This window comes from Amycolatopsis orientalis (assembly GCF_000943515.2).
GTDB classification, from domain to species: Bacteria; Actinomycetota; Actinomycetes; order Mycobacteriales; family Pseudonocardiaceae; genus Amycolatopsis; species Amycolatopsis orientalis.
On record NZ_CP016174.1, the window covers coordinates 62,002 to 77,363 of the forward strand.

General features: G+C 70.4%; 13 protein-coding genes. 6 read left to right on the forward strand and 7 right to left on the reverse strand.

What is annotated here, in order from left to right:
* The first annotated feature begins 52 nt into the window (after window positions 1-52).
* Window positions 53-1,471 (forward strand): MFS transporter, encoded by a 1,419-nt coding sequence (locus SD37_RS00265; RefSeq protein WP_044849487.1) that lies wholly within the window; start codon window positions 53-55, stop codon window positions 1,469-1,471.
* On the opposite strand, the gene SD37_RS00270 is transcribed toward SD37_RS00265, so the two are convergent.
* A complete protein-coding gene (locus tag SD37_RS00270) occupies window positions 1,468-2,130 on the reverse strand; it encodes a DUF1707 SHOCT-like domain-containing protein (RefSeq protein ID WP_044849486.1) in 663 nt (220 codons plus the stop codon). The two genes, SD37_RS00265 and SD37_RS00270, sit on opposite strands and share 4 nt — an antisense overlap.
* 84 nt (window positions 2,131-2,214) lie before the next feature.
* On the opposite strand from SD37_RS00270, the gene SD37_RS00275 reads away from it, so the two are divergent.
* Window positions 2,215-3,246, forward strand: a complete 1,032-nt coding sequence (locus tag SD37_RS00275; RefSeq protein ID WP_044849485.1) for a hypothetical protein — start codon at window positions 2,215-2,217, stop codon at window positions 3,244-3,246.
* Here SD37_RS00275 and SD37_RS00280 read toward each other — a convergent pair whose 3' ends face one another.
* From SD37_RS00280 to SD37_RS00290, 3 genes are read right to left on the reverse strand one after another with little or no spacing between them, the layout of a single operon-like run.
* Window positions 3,247-3,906: a response regulator gene (locus SD37_RS00280; RefSeq protein WP_037308547.1), complete on the reverse strand. Its 660-nt coding sequence runs from the start codon at window positions 3,904-3,906 to the stop codon at window positions 3,247-3,249. It lies immediately after the preceding gene.
* Window positions 3,903-5,069: a MacS family sensor histidine kinase gene (gene macS / locus SD37_RS00285; RefSeq protein ID WP_083254845.1), complete on the reverse strand. Its 1,167-nt coding sequence runs from the start codon at window positions 5,067-5,069 to the stop codon at window positions 3,903-3,905. The genes SD37_RS00280 and macS overlap by 4 nt, the downstream gene beginning before the upstream one ends.
* The gene (locus tag SD37_RS00290; RefSeq protein ID WP_044849746.1) at window positions 5,066-6,271 is read right to left on the reverse strand and encodes an AI-2E family transporter; all 1,206 of its coding nucleotides are present in this window, start codon (window positions 6,269-6,271) and stop codon (window positions 5,066-5,068) included. The genes macS and SD37_RS00290 overlap by 4 nt, the downstream gene beginning before the upstream one ends.
* A 267-nt stretch (window positions 6,272-6,538) precedes the next feature.
* Between SD37_RS00290 and SD37_RS00295 the strand changes: the two genes are divergently transcribed.
* Window positions 6,539-7,558 carry a hypothetical protein gene (locus SD37_RS00295; RefSeq protein WP_044849484.1) on the forward strand — a complete coding sequence of 340 codons (1,020 nt, stop codon included), beginning with the start codon at window positions 6,539-6,541 and terminating at the stop codon, window positions 7,556-7,558.
* Between the two features lie 203 nt (window positions 7,559-7,761).
* Window positions 7,762-11,010 carry a beta strand repeat-containing protein gene (locus SD37_RS00300; RefSeq protein ID WP_052674785.1) on the forward strand — a complete coding sequence of 1,083 codons (3,249 nt, stop codon included), beginning with the start codon at window positions 7,762-7,764 and terminating at the stop codon, window positions 11,008-11,010.
* 87 nt (window positions 11,011-11,097) lie between these two features.
* On the opposite strand, the gene SD37_RS00305 is transcribed toward SD37_RS00300, so the two are convergent.
* Window positions 11,098-12,288, reverse strand: coding sequence for an ROK family transcriptional regulator (locus tag SD37_RS00305; RefSeq protein ID WP_044849483.1), 1,191 nt, complete (start codon window positions 12,286-12,288; stop codon window positions 11,098-11,100).
* Window positions 12,289-12,378: 90 nt separating this feature from the next.
* Between SD37_RS00305 and SD37_RS00310 the strand changes: the two genes are divergently transcribed.
* The gene (locus SD37_RS00310) at window positions 12,379-13,545 is read left to right on the forward strand and encodes an MFS transporter (protein WP_044849482.1); all 1,167 of its coding nucleotides are present in this window, start codon (window positions 12,379-12,381) and stop codon (window positions 13,543-13,545) included.
* Here the strand turns inward: SD37_RS00310 and SD37_RS00315 are convergent.
* Window positions 13,542-14,312: a dioxygenase family protein gene (locus tag SD37_RS00315; protein WP_044849481.1), complete on the reverse strand. Its 771-nt coding sequence runs from the start codon at window positions 14,310-14,312 to the stop codon at window positions 13,542-13,544. The two genes, SD37_RS00310 and SD37_RS00315, sit on opposite strands and share 4 nt — an antisense overlap.
* 60 nt (window positions 14,313-14,372) lie before the next feature.
* Window positions 14,373-14,741 carry a hypothetical protein gene (locus tag SD37_RS00320; RefSeq protein ID WP_044849480.1) on the reverse strand — a complete coding sequence of 123 codons (369 nt, stop codon included), beginning with the start codon at window positions 14,739-14,741 and terminating at the stop codon, window positions 14,373-14,375.
* A 61-nt stretch (window positions 14,742-14,802) separates the two neighbouring features.
* Between SD37_RS00320 and SD37_RS00325 the strand changes: the two genes are divergently transcribed.
* Window positions 14,803-15,261 (forward strand): MarR family winged helix-turn-helix transcriptional regulator, encoded by a 459-nt coding sequence (locus SD37_RS00325; protein ID WP_044849744.1) that lies wholly within the window; start codon window positions 14,803-14,805, stop codon window positions 15,259-15,261.
* Window positions 15,262-15,362: the final 101 nt, after the last annotated feature.

Genomic DNA, 15,362 nt, shown 5'->3' on the forward strand with positions numbered 1-15,362 from the left:
CACGGGTTCGACGCAGTGGTGAAGGCAGCCACTGCGAAGAAAGGACCGGACCATGACGACCACCATGACCCCGACGCGGGCGGGACGCCGGGAGTGGGTCGGGCTGGCCGTGCTGGCCCTGCCCACCTTCCTGGTCTCCCTCGACGTCTTCGTGCTGATCCTCGCGCTGCCGAAGCTCAGCCAGAGCCTCGGCGCCGACAGCACCCAGCAGCTGTGGATCATGGACGTCTACGGCTTCATGATCGCCGGGTTCATGGTCACCATGGGCACCCTCGGCGACCGCATCGGCCGCCGGAGGCTGCTGCTCGTCGGCGCTACGGCGTTCGGCCTGGCGTCCGTGCTGGCGGCGTTCTCGACCAGCGCGCTGATGCTCATCGCCGCCCGCGCGGTCCTCGGGATCGCCGGCGCGACACTCGCGCCCTCGACCCTCGCCCTGATCAGCAACCTCTTCCTCGACAGCCGCCAGCGTTCGCTCGCGATCGGGATCTGGGCGGGCTGCTTCACCGTCGGCGCGATCGTCGGCCCCATGGTCGGCGGCGTGCTGCTGGAGCACTTCTGGTGGGGTTCGGTGTTCCTGCTCGGCGTCCCCGCGATGGTCCTGCTGCTCGTCGTCGGACCCAAGCTCCTGCCCGAGTACCGCAACGAGAACGCGGGCCGCATCGATCTGACGAGTGTCGTGCTTTCGCTGGTCACGATCCTTCCCGCGGTCTACGGCATCAAGGAACTCGCCCGTGAAGGCGTGCACGTGGTCCCGGTGGCCTCGCTCTTGATCGGCCTCGGCTTCGGCGTGGTCTTCGTGCGCCGTCAGCGGACGCTCGCCGACCCGCTGATCGACCTGAAGCTCTTCCGCAGCCGCGCGTTCACGACGGCGCTCGGCGGGATGTGCGCGTTCACCATGCTCGGTGGCACGACGATGCTGTTCGTCGCGCAGTTCTTCCAGATCGTCCTGGAGCTTTCACCGGTCGGCGCCGCGCTGGCCTTGCTGCCGGGCATGCTCGCGTCGACCGTCAGCTTCCTGACCGCACCGATCCTCGCCCGCCGCTTCCGTCCCGCGACCCTGATCGCGGGCGGGCTGGCAGGCGCGATCGCCGGATTCCTGCTGCTGACGCAGGTCGAGGCGGGTGCCGGTCCGGTGATCCCGTCGATCGCCTTCGCCATCACCTGCCTGTGCGGCGGCCCGCTGATCACCCTGGGCACGGATCTGGTCGTCGGTTCCGTGCCGCCGGAGAAGGCCGGTTCGGCGGCCTCGTTGTCGCAGACCGGCAACGAGTTCGGCTACGCGCTGGGCATCGCGACCGTCGGGACGCTGGGCAACGCCGTCACCCAGGCCCAGCTCGCCGACGCGGTCCCCGCGCACGACGCTTTCGCCAGCGGGATGCACGCGGTGTCCGGGCTGGCCGCGCTGGTGCTGGCCGGGATCGCGTACTTCGTGCTCAGGCACCTGCGGCACGTGCGCCCGGTCGGGGCCTAACCGAAGAACCCGCGCCGCGGGTACTTGATGATCAGCGCGCCCCCGTGCACGCGCCCGGTGATGACGAACCGGGGCGTGCCGGGGCGGCCGTTCGAGCGGGTCCGGTCGTCGAAGCTGCCGAATTTGATGTCGGTGATCGAGTTCGTGTCGACGGCGCCGCTCTCGGGGATGGTGATCTCCACCGAACCCCATTTGACCTGCAGTTCGATGTACACCACCGGATGCTGGATCTCGGCCTGGGAGAAGTCCAGTTTCGTGGCGCCGTACTTGTTCCGGACCACCATCGACTCCGGGACCAGCCAGTTCCCGTTGCGCTGCAACGCCGAGTACTTGCCGTTGAGTTCCATGACCTGCCCGGACGCCCCGTAGCCAAACGGCTGCCGCGGCGGGGCCCACGGATTCTGCTGCTGACGCGGAATCATCGCCGCTTCGGGATGCGTCAGACCGGGCAGATCCGTGAGCACCGCGTTCAGCTCACCGCGGGTCTTGGACGCGAGGGCGCGGTCGGTCCGCTCGGTGAACTCGTCGAGATTCAGCATCCCGAGGCCGATCGCCTTCTGCAGCACCTCGACGACGTGCTCGCGTTCCGCGTCCGAGACCCGGATGTCCCGTCCGCTCAACGGCTTGGTCTCGGTCGTCGACTGCTCTTCCTCGCCCATGCCTGGAATGGTAGAACCGGATCTCACCCGCGAGATCGGGGAAATACCCTGAACAGACCCGCATTTCACCCCGGTGCCGCCCTGGTGGCGGCGGTCCTTCTGCTGGCCGGTTGTACCGTCGACGCCCAGCCTCCGCAGCCCCCTCCTCAGCCGACGACCCCGCCGCCGTCGCGGATCCAAGGCGAACCGGTGGACTTCGCGGGTTTCCGGCTCGTCATGTCGACTTCTCCGGCTTCGGTGCTCGATCCCGCGACCGGCGCCACCACTCCGCTCCCGGGCGCTCCCGGCGGGGACAGGGTCAACGAAGTCCTCCGCGTCGGCAAGTTCCCGGTCGTGCTGTCGGCCGCCCGCTGCGGGCCCTCGTGCCTGGATCCGTCCGAAGTGTTCGTCTACGGGGATCCGAAGAATCAGCCGTGGCGGCTGGGTAAAGCGCGCAGTGTCGCCCCGTCCGTCGACGAAACCGGCGTCTGGCTGATCCGCGACGACGGCAACGACCTGTGCCGCCTCCAGTACGTGTCCCTGCTCGGCGCCGAACGCGACCGCGGCCGTCCGGCGAGCTGCACGACAGCCGTCCGGAAAGAGGTACCGAAGGGCCTGCTGATCACGGTGAACAGTGGGACGGCCAGTGCCGAGGACGTGCTGATCGATCCCGCCACCGGCCGCGCCGTGCACCAGTTCCCCCGGGTTCTGGCGATCACCAAGGACCGGCTGCTGCTCGCCGAGCTGACCAAGTTCTCCGTGCTCGACCTGCGCAACGATCAGCGCACGCCGGTCGAACGGCCGGTGGCCAACGGCACGCCGGGCCCGGTGGTGCCGAGCCGCGACGGCTACAAGGTCGCCGTGCTGTTCGGCGATCCCGCCTGGGCGGGGACGGCGACGCAGGCCGCCGACGTCTGGGTGCTCGCCCTCGACACGCTGACCTGGACGCACGCGCCCGCGATGCCGATCGCGACCCCGCTCAAGCAGGTCGCGATCGAATGGACCGAGGACGACGCCCTGGTGCTCACCACCGACGTCGTCGCGAGCTGGCGCCTCGATCGTCCACAGTGGACCGTCGTGAAGACGCCCTTGCCCGCTGAACGGAGCAGTCAGGTGGTGACCATCCCGCAGGGCTAGCTATTCCTCGTCGAGCCCGTGCTCGATGGCGTAGCGGGCGAGTTCGACGCGGTTGTGCAGCTGGAGTTTCCGCAGCGTCGACTGGACGTGGTTCTCCACCGTCCGGTGCGAGAGCACGAGTTTCTCGGCGATCTGCCGCGCCGTCATCCCCTTCGCGACCAGGCGCAGCACGTCGGTCTCGCGTTCGGTCAGCCGCGGCGGGGCGGGCCCGTCGTCCGGCGCGTCGGCCATGCGGCGGTATTCGCCGAGCACGAGCCCGGCGAGACCGGCGGTGAACACCGGATCCCCGGCGGCCGTCCGCTTGACCGCGTCCACCAGTTCGCTCGCCGAGGCCGATTTGACCAGGTAACCGGACGCCCCGGCCTTGACCGCTTCGAGGACGTCGCTGTGCTCGCCGCTCGCCGACAGCACCAGCACCTTGGTCGACGGCAGCTCCGCGGTGATCTCGCGGGTCGCGTCGACGCCCGACGTCTCCCCGAGGTTCAGGTCCATCAGCACGACGTCCGGCCGGACCGTGCGCGCGATCCGTACCGCGGCCGGCGCGTCCGGCGCGGTGGCCCGCACGTCGAAGCCGTGCTCGGTCAGGTCGCGGGCGACCCCGTCCCGCCACATCGGATGGTCGTCGACGACCATCACCGACACCTGAGGATCACCGGTCATCGCTTCCCCCTCGCCGCGACTGGCACCTTGACTTCCCATTCCGTGCCCTGGCCCGGTGCGGTGTCGAGGGCGACGCTGCCGCCCAGATCCCGCACGCGTCCCTTGATGGACTCCGCGATACCTAGATGTCCCTCGGCCGTCGCGCGTTCCACCACACCGGGCGCGATTCCGGGACCGTCGTCGCGAACGCTCACCACGACCTCGGTGCCGAGGTCCTCCAGCAGCACCCAGGCATGTGCTTCGGGACCGGCGTGCTTCTCCACGTTCAACAGTGCTTCGCGGGCCACCGCGACCAGTTCCGCGGTCACGTGCTCGGGCAGCTGGACCTCACCGGCGGGCGTCGAGACCTGCACCGACGGCGTCGCGAGCAACTGCAGCGCCGCCCGGAGGTCGGTGGTGCCGTTCTCGCTGGGCCGCGTCGGCTCGGTGGTGACCAGCGCCCGCAGCGCGATCTCCTGCTCACCGGCCAGTTTCGCCAGCTCGGCCGCCTCCCCGCCGAATTCGGCGCCGCGTTTGCGCACCCGCGCGAGCACCTGCAGGACGCTGTCGTGGATCGAGCGGGCGAGCCGTTCCCGTTCCGCCGTCGCGGCTTCCATGCGCAACGCCCTGGTCAGCGCGTCGGCCGAGCGGCGGGCCATGGTCGCGGCCAGCCCGATCACGAACCCGCTCGCGGTCAGCAGGAAGCCGTCCCGCGCGACGTCGACGTCGAACCGCCAGCGCACCAGCCCGGTCACCACCGAGACCACCAGCCCCGCGAGCACCCCGCCGAGCGCGCCGAACCGTGTCCCGGCGGCCGCGGGCGGGACCGCCGCCCACACCGTCGTGATGAGCGGGGTGTTGGCGTCGAACTGCGCCGTGGTCAGGATCCACGCCGAGGTGAACATGAGGACGACCGTCAGCGCGAGGTCGACGCCGACCAGCCACGGCCAGCGGCTCGACGGCCGCGCGTAGAACACGCTGCTGAGTACTGTCCACACCGTCATCACGCCGAACGCGGTCCACGCGAGCCACTGCTTCGCGTAGCCGTCGTAGTGGACGATGAACGAGCCCAGCGCGAAGAGCAGCGTCGTCACGCGAAGCACGATCACCCCGCGCCACAGCGGAGTGGCCGGGTCCCGCGTGCCCAGTGCCGACACGGCACGCCAGAGCGGGGTATCGGTCACGGCTTGGCTTCGACCTCTTCGTCCGGTGAACCCTGATCGTTCGGCTGCGCCGCCTGATCCCGCAGGACGTCGACCTCGGCGGGATCGGGATCGCGTTCGTGCAGCAGCGACCGGATACCGGCGTTCAGCACCGCGAGCAGCGGCACCGACAGCAGCGCGCCGGCGATCCCGGCGGCCACGAGACCGGCGGTGATCGCGAGCACCACCGCGAGCGGGTGCAGCTTGACCGCGCGGCCGAGCAGGATCGGCTGCAGCACATGGCTTTCCAGCTGCATGACGCCGATGACGATGGCCAGCACGATCAGCGCGCCGACGACGCCCTTCGTCACCAGCGCGATCAGCACGGCGACCGCGCCGGCGATCACGGCGCCGATGATCGGGATGAACGCGCCGAGGAAGACCAGCGTCGCCAGCGGGATCACCAGCGGCACGCCGACGATCGCCAGCCCGACGCCGATGCCGACCGCGTCGACCACGGCCACCGCCGCCGTCGCGCGCACGTAGCTGACCAGCGAGGCGAACCCGCGGCGCCCGGCGACGTCGACCCGGTTCCGAACGCGGCCGGGCACACCGAGGACGAGGAACTTCCAGATCTGTTCCCCGCCGGAGAGGAAGAAGATGAGGATGAACAGGGTCAGGATGAAGCCGGTGACGATCTCGCCGACGGTGCCCGCCGTGGTGAGCGCCGTGGTGGTGATCGACGCCTGGTTGTTCTGCAGGAAGCCGATCGCCTGGTTGATGAACTCCTGGATCTGCTCCTGGCGCAGGTGCAGCGGGCCGTCGATGAGCCACACCTTGATCTGGTTGAGGCTCTCCGTCAGCTGCTTCTGCAGTTCCGGCAGCCCGGAGGAGAACTGCGCGACGACGAACGTCAGCAGCCCGCCGAGTACCGCCAGCCCGGCGATCAGCACGATCCCGGCCGCCAGCCCGCGTGGGAACTTCAGCGCCGTCAGCTTGGAGACCGCCGGCGCGAGCAGCGCGGCGAGCAGCAGTGCGATCGACAACGGGATGACGACCACCGACAGGTAGCCGATCAGGAACACGATGACGTAGAGCGCGGCGATCACCACGATGAAACGCCACGACAACGCCGCGCCGATCCGCAGGCCGCGAGGGACCAGGCTGGTGACGTCTTCGGTGGACTCGGAGAGGAACGGGTTCGCCGGATCGAATTCCGGCCGCTTGCGCTGGGGCTCGCTCACCGGCTCACCGTATCGGTCCCGGGTGACGTTCTTGAGCATTCCGGGCGACGCGCCAGGGTCGGATTCCCCCGAAGCGACGCTTGACACACCGCCGATCGGTCGACTCGGAAGTAACCGGGCCCCGCCAGCGTCGATCACTGATCGTCATCGCGGGCCACACTCTGTGTTCTTCACACGATCGTGCCATCAAGGTGCTCCCAGGATGCGGGGGCCGCCCCCACTTTGCTTATGTCGGTGCCGCAACGACCGAAGCGAGAAGGAGACCGAGTGACGAACGCGGCGAAGAACGAGGGGCGGGGCGCGGCGCGCTTCGGCCGTCTCGCTTCGCGTGCGCTGTTCGTCTTCGGCGGCGCCGTCGCCGGTTCCGCCGCGGCCTGGTTCGTTTCCGGCGCCTCCGCTTCCGCCGACGTCGTCCCCTCCGCTCCGGTGGTCTCCACTCCCGGAACGAGCGTCACCCCGGTCACCGACGCAACCACGGCCGGTCTGACCGACGTGTCCCGCGGTACCTCGAAGTTCGCCGGCGAGGTGGCAGGCGCGATGTGCGGCGACCGCCACCAGGAAGCCACCACGTGGTCGATGCCGGGCGACGGCAAGCCCGCTCCCGCGAAGCACCACTGCGGCGACCTCCGTGCCGACGAGCACGAGGTCTCCACCCGCGTCAGCGACGCCGTCACCGATTTCGCCGACGACGTGGTGATCACCCCCACCGAGCGGACCCTCGGGGCTGTCGAGCACATCGTGCGCAAGCCGCAGGACACCCGCCAGGTGCTGGACGAGACCTTCGCCCCGTCGCCCGACTTCGGCCGCAAGGTCTGGGAACTCCTCGACCCGGCCGGACACGGCGACCTCATCCCGGAGATCCCGGTCGGCGGCGTTCCGCTCGACCAGCGGTCCCCGCTGGAGACCGGCGGCGCCGGCGAAGAGGTCACCGATTTCGCCCAGCTGGCCATGAGCCAGTTCCCCGCTTCCTCCGGGACCGTCCTCCCGATGCCGGCCTTCGTGCAGCAGCACGGTGCCTTCGTTCAGGTCGAGGACGCTCCGGCGCGCGACGGTCACCACGGTGACTTCCCGCGTCCGCTCACCCCGGCGCCGCTTCCCGTCGCGCCGTCCATCCCGACTGTCCCCGGCGGCGGCAACGCCCCCGGTGGTCACCTCGACGGCCTGACCTATGGCGTCCCCGCCTGGGTCGCCTCCGCCGTCGAGCGTTCCCTGGCCGGCACCACGCTGGCCGGTACGCGGTACATGCCGCTCACCCCGGGCTCGCAGCCCGGCGTCACTCCCGACTGAACACCTCCCTCCGCGGGGTAGCCGACGCGCCCTACGCCTCCCGATTCCGGGCTTGGCTTCGCGTCCGCTCCTGATCCCCGCGAAACGGCGGTGCGCTTTTGTGCGCCCGCAGTCGCTCCACCCCCCTCTGGTGCTTCCCGGCGATCTGTCGCGAGCACCTCCTTGAACCCGAAAGGGAACCCGAAATGAAGGAGAAAAACCCCATGCAATCCTGGGCAAAGCGCGGACTCCAGACCGCGTTGGTCACGGGTGGGTTGTTGATGCTGGGCACCGGCATCGCGTCGGCTGACGAACAGGTCAACCCCGACACCCCTGCCTCACCGCTCGACGCGAACGTCACCGTTCCCATCGAGATCGACAACAACGCCATTGGCACGCCCCTCGGCCAGCTCGACGTCCCCGGCTACAAGGGTGAGGTCAGCACCAAGGCCGTCACCAAGCCGGTTTCCGAAGCGCTCGACGGCGTCACCTCGCCCGGCGGCAGCACCGACGGCATCGGTGGGGGGCTGCCCCAGCTCTCCAGCAAGGGCGCCGTTCCCGCGCCGCTGGCCGCCAAGGACTCGGCCCGTCAGGTCAGCGGTGGGCTGACCGGTGGTGGGTTCACCACCACGGACGACATCCTCAAGGGCAACAAGGTCGTGGGCGACGTCGTCGTCCCCATCCAGATCGTCGACAACGCCATCGGCGTGCTCGGCGACGCCGAGGTCGTTGGTGGGACGCACGACCAGACCTGGTCGCACAACCAGGACATCGAGACCACCGGTGAGGACTCCAGCCTCGCCGGGAACGTCGTGTCCCTCGACTGGGCGCTGCCCATCCAGATCGCCGGCAACGGCGGCGGGCTCGCCGGTGGCACCGGCCGCGTGGTCGGCGGCTCCGCCAGCCAGAGCACCACCGAGACCGGCAACATCACCACCGACGGCGAGGGCTCCGCCCTTTCCGGCAACGTGCTGGCCGGTCAGTTCGCCACCCCGGTCCAGGTCACCGGCAACGCCGCGTCCTGGATCATCGGCAACGGCAACAGCTCCGGCTACGAGGCCGAGACCGACGCCACCTCCGGCGGCTGGGTCGAGACCGACGGTGACGACAGCGCCCTCGGCGGCAACGTCGGCGCGGTGCCGATCGCCCTCCCGGTGAAGTTCAACGACAACGCGGCCGCCGCGTGGGGTTCGCTCGCGAACTCCAACAGCAGCTCGTCCGCGGACGCTCAGGCCGGCGACACCACGCCCGGCTGGAGCAACGTCCCCAGCTACGTCCAGACCTCCGGCGAGGACTCGGCCGTCGCGGGTAACGCGATCGTGCCGCAGACCGCGGACGTCGTGAACGTCGGCGGCGTGGCCGCCAGCTGGATCGGCCTCGCGAACACCGGCAAGGACGGCGGCACCAGCCAGTCCAGCGTCGTCGACGCCGGTGGCTTCGTCAGCTCCGAGGGCGACGGCTCCGCGGGTGGCGGCAACATCGTCGACCCGGCCGTGGCCGCCCCGGTCGAGGTGACCTGCATCGCGGGCACCTACATCGGCAACGTCTCCGCCACGTCGTGCGAGAACACCGTCGACGCCAACGCGGGCAACGGCAGCCACACCACCGGTGAGGACTCCACCCTCGCCGGGAACATCGTCAACACCCAGGCCGCGCTGGCCCCCGAGGTCTACGGCGTCGGTGGCTCGCACATCGGCCAGGCCGTCGCCGAGGCGACCGAGACGAAGACCGTGACCGCCGGCGGGTACGACGGCACCACGGGCGACGACTCGTCCGGTTCGGGCAACGTCGTCCAGGTCCCGGTCGCGGGCCCGGTCGAGATCTTCGGTGTCGGTGGCTCCTTCATCGGCCAGGGCTCCGGCTCGGCCGACGAGACCAAGGTCATCTCCGGTGGCGGCGGTGGGAACACCAACGACGACAACGGTTTCCTGAGCTCCAACCTGGGCACCGTGCCGGTTTCGCTGCCGGTGCAGGCGTTCGGGATCGGTGGCGCGTTCATCGGTCAGGGCCACGGTGCCGCCGACGGTGACACCACGTCCAACGCGGGCGGCGACGTCCACGCGACCGGTGACGGTGGCGCGGGCGCGGGCAACCTGGTCTACGGCCCGGTCTCCCTGCCGGTGCAGGCGCACAACTTCGCCGCGGTGCTGGGCGGAATCGCGTCGGGCGAGGGCTCGAACCTGACCGACTCGTCGGCCGGTGGCGACGCCACCGCCAACGGTGAGGAAGGCGCGCTCGCCGGGAACATCGTCCAGACGCCGATCGGTGGCGCCGTGCCGGTGACCGGCCTCGGTGTCGCGGGTGCGGGTATCGCCAAGGGCAACAGCATCAACGACGTCATGTCGGCGGCCGGCGGCGACGCCACCACCAACGGTGACAACGGTGCTGTCGCGGGCAACATCATCGGCGTGCAGGCGCTGCCGGTGGTGCCGATCACGCACGACGCCGTCTCGGCCGCGGGCATCGCGACCGCCGAAGGCTCCGACACCGTCGACGCCGCTTCGGGCGGGGACGTCGAGACCTCGGGCCTCGACGGATCGCTGTCGGGCGACATCCTCGACGTGCCGGTCGCGGTTGTCCCGGAGGTGTTCGGCGACGCCATCGCGGTGGCCGGCGGCGTCTCCAAGACGAACGCGGACAGCATGGTCACCGGCCAGGCCGGTGGCGACAGCATCACGGACGGCAGCGGAGAAGCCCTTTCCGGCTTCAACTTCCACCACCCGCTCGTGTTCGTGATCCCGCTGAACGAGCTCGAAATCCCGGTGCTGGCCATCGCGGAGGAGAACTCGGAAGACTCCACCGTGATCAACGGCGAGGAGTTCACCCGGGCCTTCACCGACTCGGTCGGTTCGGAAATGCCGATCAACGCGCTGCCCGCGCTGCCCTTCGGTGCGGCCGCCCTGCCCGCGGCTCCCGCGGTGCCGTCGCTGAACGGTGCCGGCGCCCTGCCGACCACCCCGGCGCTCGGTGGCGCTCGCGCCGACGGCCCCCAGGTCGGCACCCTGCCGGTGCAGCTGGCCGGACTGACCGCGCTGAAGCAGCTGGGGACCATCCCGGCTCAGCTGCCGAAGTCCGACCTGCCCGAGCTGCCCGGAACCCCGGCTCTGCCCGGTATCCCGGCGCTGCCGAAGGCTCCGTCGCTGCCCGGTGACACCGCTCGTGCGGACGCTCCGAAGCTCGCGCAGCTTCCGGCGCTGCCCACCGCCGGTGCCCTGCCGGTCGGTCAGCTGCCCGCACTGGGCAAGCTGCCGATGGACCTGCCCGCCGCGGGCAACCTCCCGATCGGCCAGCTGCCGTCCGCCGGCAAGCTGCCGGTGCAGCTTCCCACCTCGGGCACCCTGCCCGCGGTGAGCGGCACCCCGGCGCTGCCGACCGCGCAGGTTCCGGCTCTGGCGAACGTCGACTCGTCGCCGCTGAGCATGTTCCAGCGTTTCGTGGGCACCCTGACCGGCAAGAAGTTCCACACCATGTGAACCTGCCAGTCGGCTGACGCCACTGTTTGACACGAAGCGGGCCCGGGAGACTCTCCCGGGCCCGCTTCCTTTCGTTCGAGGGTGCCTTCAGCTCCCGGGGGTGAACAGCGCGTCCTGAGCCGCGCCCATCGCGGTCAGCACCGCGCCTTCCAGTACGGCGCTTCCGCCGACGGTCCCCGCCCGGACCTCGGTCCGCAGCGGCGAGATCTCCGCGAGCCGCCTGCTCACCCGGTCCGCGAGCACGTCGCCGCCAGCCCGGCCGACTTCGCCGCCGAGCACGACACAGCCCGGGTCCAGCACCGCCGTGACCGCGGCCGAACCGATCGCGATCCGCTCCGCGACGATGTCCAGGAACTCCTCGGCACCAGCGTCGATCGCGTACCCGACAGCCGCCGCGGCCGCTTCGGCGTCGTCGGCGGGCGAAGCCGGGATGCCGTGCGCGCGGGCCAATTCGCAGAGCGCGGCACTGCCCGCGAGGGTGTGGAAGCCGCCGTCGCAGTCCGTCGCCGTCGGGAGCCTGCCGGGTCCGAGCATCGGCAGGAACCCGATCTCACCCGCGCCGCCCGAAGCGCCCCGGCGCAGCGAGCCGTCGAGAACGACGGCCGCGCCGACGCCGTAACCGAGCCACAGCAGGACGAACGTGTCCCGGTCGCGGGCGGCGCCCAGCCGTTGTTCGGCCGCGGCGGCGAGGTTGACCTCGTTCTCCAGCAGGACCGGGATACCCAGCCGCCGCCGGAGTTCGACGACGAGTTTCCCGTGCCACGCGGGCAATCCCCCGGCGGGCCGGAGTCCGCCGGTCGCCGGGTCGACCAGGCCGGGGGCGCCGACGGCGATCGTGTGCAGCTCGTTCGCGCCCGCTTCGGCGGTGGTGGTTTCGAGCAGGGTGATCGCGCGCTCGACGGCCAGTTCGGTGTCGACGTCCAGGTCGAACGGCAGGGAGGCCTCCGCGCGCGTGCGTCCCAGCAGGTCCGCGACCGAAACGGCCATGCCGTGCGTGCGGACGTCGAGGCCGGCGAGGTACGCGCGTTCGGCGACGATGCCGTACAGCTTCGCGTTCGGCCCGCGGCGTTCGGCGCCCGCTTCACCGACGATCGCGATCAGTCCGGCGTCCTGCAGGCGTTCGACGAGGTCGGCGACGGTCGGCCGGGAAAGCCCGGTCGAGGTCTTGAGCTGTGCGGCCGTCAGTGGACCCTCGCGCTGGAGCAGGTCCAGGGCCAGCCGGTCGTTGATGGCCCGCGCGGTGCTCGGGGAGGCGGACGGCGTCCGAATGACACTCACCGGCAGATCCTCCCAGAATTAATTATCAGGTTCCCTTCCTGATAGTTTACGCTGGTCCTCATCGGTTGTCTCGTGGACCTTGGGGGCCCAGTGAGTAATGCAGTGGAAACCGTCGGCGGGCCGACTCGCCGGGTGCGGCAAGCCCGGGTTGCCATCGCCGCCATCTTCGCCGTGCACGGCGCCGTGACCGGCAGTTTCGCCACCCGGATCCCGTGGATCCAGGAGCATGCGGGGATCAGCGCGGGCCAGCTCGGCCTCGCGCTCGCCTTCCCCGCCATCGGCGCCTCGCTCACCATGCCGCTCGCCGCGCGGATCGGGCATCGGCTCGGCGGCAGGCAGGGCATGCGGCTGCTGCTCGCGTACTGGACGCTCGCCCTGATCCTGCCGTCACTGGCGGGAAACCTCTTCACCCTGTGCGTGGCGCTGTTCTTCTTCGGTACCGCGGCGGGCACCTCGGACGTCCTGATGAACGCGCTCGGTGTCGACGTCGAGGAGAAGATGGGCAAGTCGGTGATGTCGGGCCTGCACGGCCTGTGGACCACGGGCGCGCTCGTCGGATCCGCCGCCGGAGCGCTCGCCGCGCACGCCGCGCTGGACGCCAGGGTGCATCTGGCGATCGCGTCCGCCGTGCTCACCGTCGCCGGAGCGTTGCTCTGCCAGGGTGTCCTCGACGTCCGCAGCGCACCCGACGAGCACCCGCCACCGCGGTTCGCGCTGCCGCCGAAGTCCGCCGTGATCATCGGTGCCGTGGCGTTCTGCGCGGTCTTCGCCGAAGGGGCGAGCCTCGACTGGTCGGCCGTCTACCTGCGTGACGTCCTCGGTACCTCGCCCGGTATCGCCGCCGCGTCGACCACCGCGTTCACCTGCACGATGGCGGTGGCCCGGCTTTGCGGCGACGCGCTGGTGAGGCGCTTCGGCTCGGTCAAAACGGTTCGCGCGGGCGGCGCCTTCGCGACGGCCGGCGGCCTGCTGGTGGTCCTGGCCGCGCATCCGGTGATGGCGATGGCCGGTTTCGCGTTGATCGGGCTCGGCGTCTCCGTCGTCGTGCCGCTCGCCTTCGCGGCGGCCGGACGCAGCGGGCCGACGCCGAGCCAGTCGATCGCGGGCGTCGCGACCATCACCTACTCCTCCGGGCTCGTCGCGCCGTCGCTGATCGGCGGGATCGCCGACCTGACGTCGCTGACGGTGTCCTTCGGGCTGGTCACGCTGCTGGCGATCGGCCTCGTGGCGGGCGCAGGGGTGCTCCGCTCCCGCTAGCCGAACTGGAGGGAGCGCTTGGCGAGGCCGTACCAGTAGCCGTCGATGACGGTCTCGCCTTTCCCCTCCGAAGAGCTGGCGCCGAGCGAAACGAACAGCGGCGCGAAGTGCTCGATCCTGGGGTGCGCGATCGCCGCGGCGGGCGCCTTGTGCTGGAAGTCCAGCAACGCGTCGAGGTCGCCAGCACGCAGGGTTTCCGCACCCCAGTGGTCGAACTCGCTCGACCACGACGGCGGCGCGCCGTCGGTGCCGTCGGTCTGGCGCAGCGCGCTCAGGTTGTGGGTGAAGAAGCCGCTGCCGATGATCAGCACGCCCTCGTCACGCAGTGGCGCGAGCTTGCGGCCGAGGTCGAACAGTTCGCGCGGGTCCAGCGACGGCATGGACACCTGGAGCACGGGGATGTCGGCGTCCGGGTACATCTCCACGAGCGGGACGTACGCGCCGTGATCGAGGCCGCGGTCGGGCGCGTCGTGGACCGGCGTCTGCGTCGAACGCAGGAGTTTCCGCACCTTGTCCGCGAGTTCGGGAGCGCCGGGTGCGGCGTATTCCACCTGGTAGTAGCGATCCGGGAAGCCCCAGAAGTCGTAGACCAGTGGCACCGTGGTGGTGGCGCCGAGGGTCAGCGGCGCCTCTTCCCAGTGCGCGGAAACGACGAGGATCGCCTTCGGCTTTTCGAGGTCCGCCGACCAGCCGGCGAGCTGGCGGGTCCAGGTGGCGTCGTCGGCGAGCGGCGGCGCGCCGTGGCTGAGGTAGAGCACCGGGGTCATGTCAGCTCCAGGTGTTTGAACTTTCAACTAATACGATAGACGACGCCGCCGCGTCCCGCCTTATTCCCGCGCCAGGTTCGCCGCCATCCGTTCCAGCACGCCGACCGTCGTCCGGTACTCGTCGTCGCTGATGCCTTCGGTCGCGCGCGAGCGGAACTCGCCGACCTTGGTCTTCAGCCGGAGATATGTCTCCCGGCCGGGGGCGGTCAGGGCGCCGTCATCGTCGATCCAGCCGCGAGCGCGCAGGTCGGTGCCGCCCTCCCGCACTTCCCCGAAGGGGGACAGTGCCTCGTCGGGCGAGGCTCCGCTGTCGATCGTGTTCAGGATCTGCCAGTGGCGGCGTGTCAGCCCCTCGGTGGCGAGGACCCGATCAAAGGAGGATTCGAGAGCCTGGTGAAGGTGGGCGAACCAGAATCCGATGGGTTTCATGGATACTCCTCCATGTAGACGGCAACTACATGTAAAAGTACATTCAATTGAGGACGGGATGATGACGGACGCCGTGGCCGACGTGGAACGCGCGATGATCGCCATCCGGCGGAGCCAGGCGAGGCGCTCACTGTCGAAGCTCGCCCGCGACCGCGCCGAATCGATGCCGGACCAGGCGGTGCAAGGGCTGCTCGACGCCGTCGAAGCGGCCGAAGAGAGTGGCGAACCCGGCACCGTCACCAGCCTCGCGGCGGCCTTGACCATCGACCAGCCGCGCGCGAGCCGCCTGGTCGCGCGGGCCGTCGACGGCGGTTTCCTCCGGCGTGAGGCGGATCAGCGTGACGGTCGCCGCGCCGTCTTGGTCCTTACCGAAAGCGGCCGCGCCGAGGTGACGCGGATGCACGAGTTCCGTCGCTCGGTGTTCGCCGAGGCGATGGCCGATTGGCCGGACGAAGACCGCCGTGAGTTCGCCCGGCTGCTGACCTCGTTCGTCCGGAACTACGGCGCGCTCGGGCGCTAGCGGGCGAGCGGCGCCCGAGGGGAAAGGACCGAGGAGGACCGAAAGATCTTCGGTAGCCTCCTCGGCCGCTTCGTCGACGACCTCACCGCGCGGCTGGACGA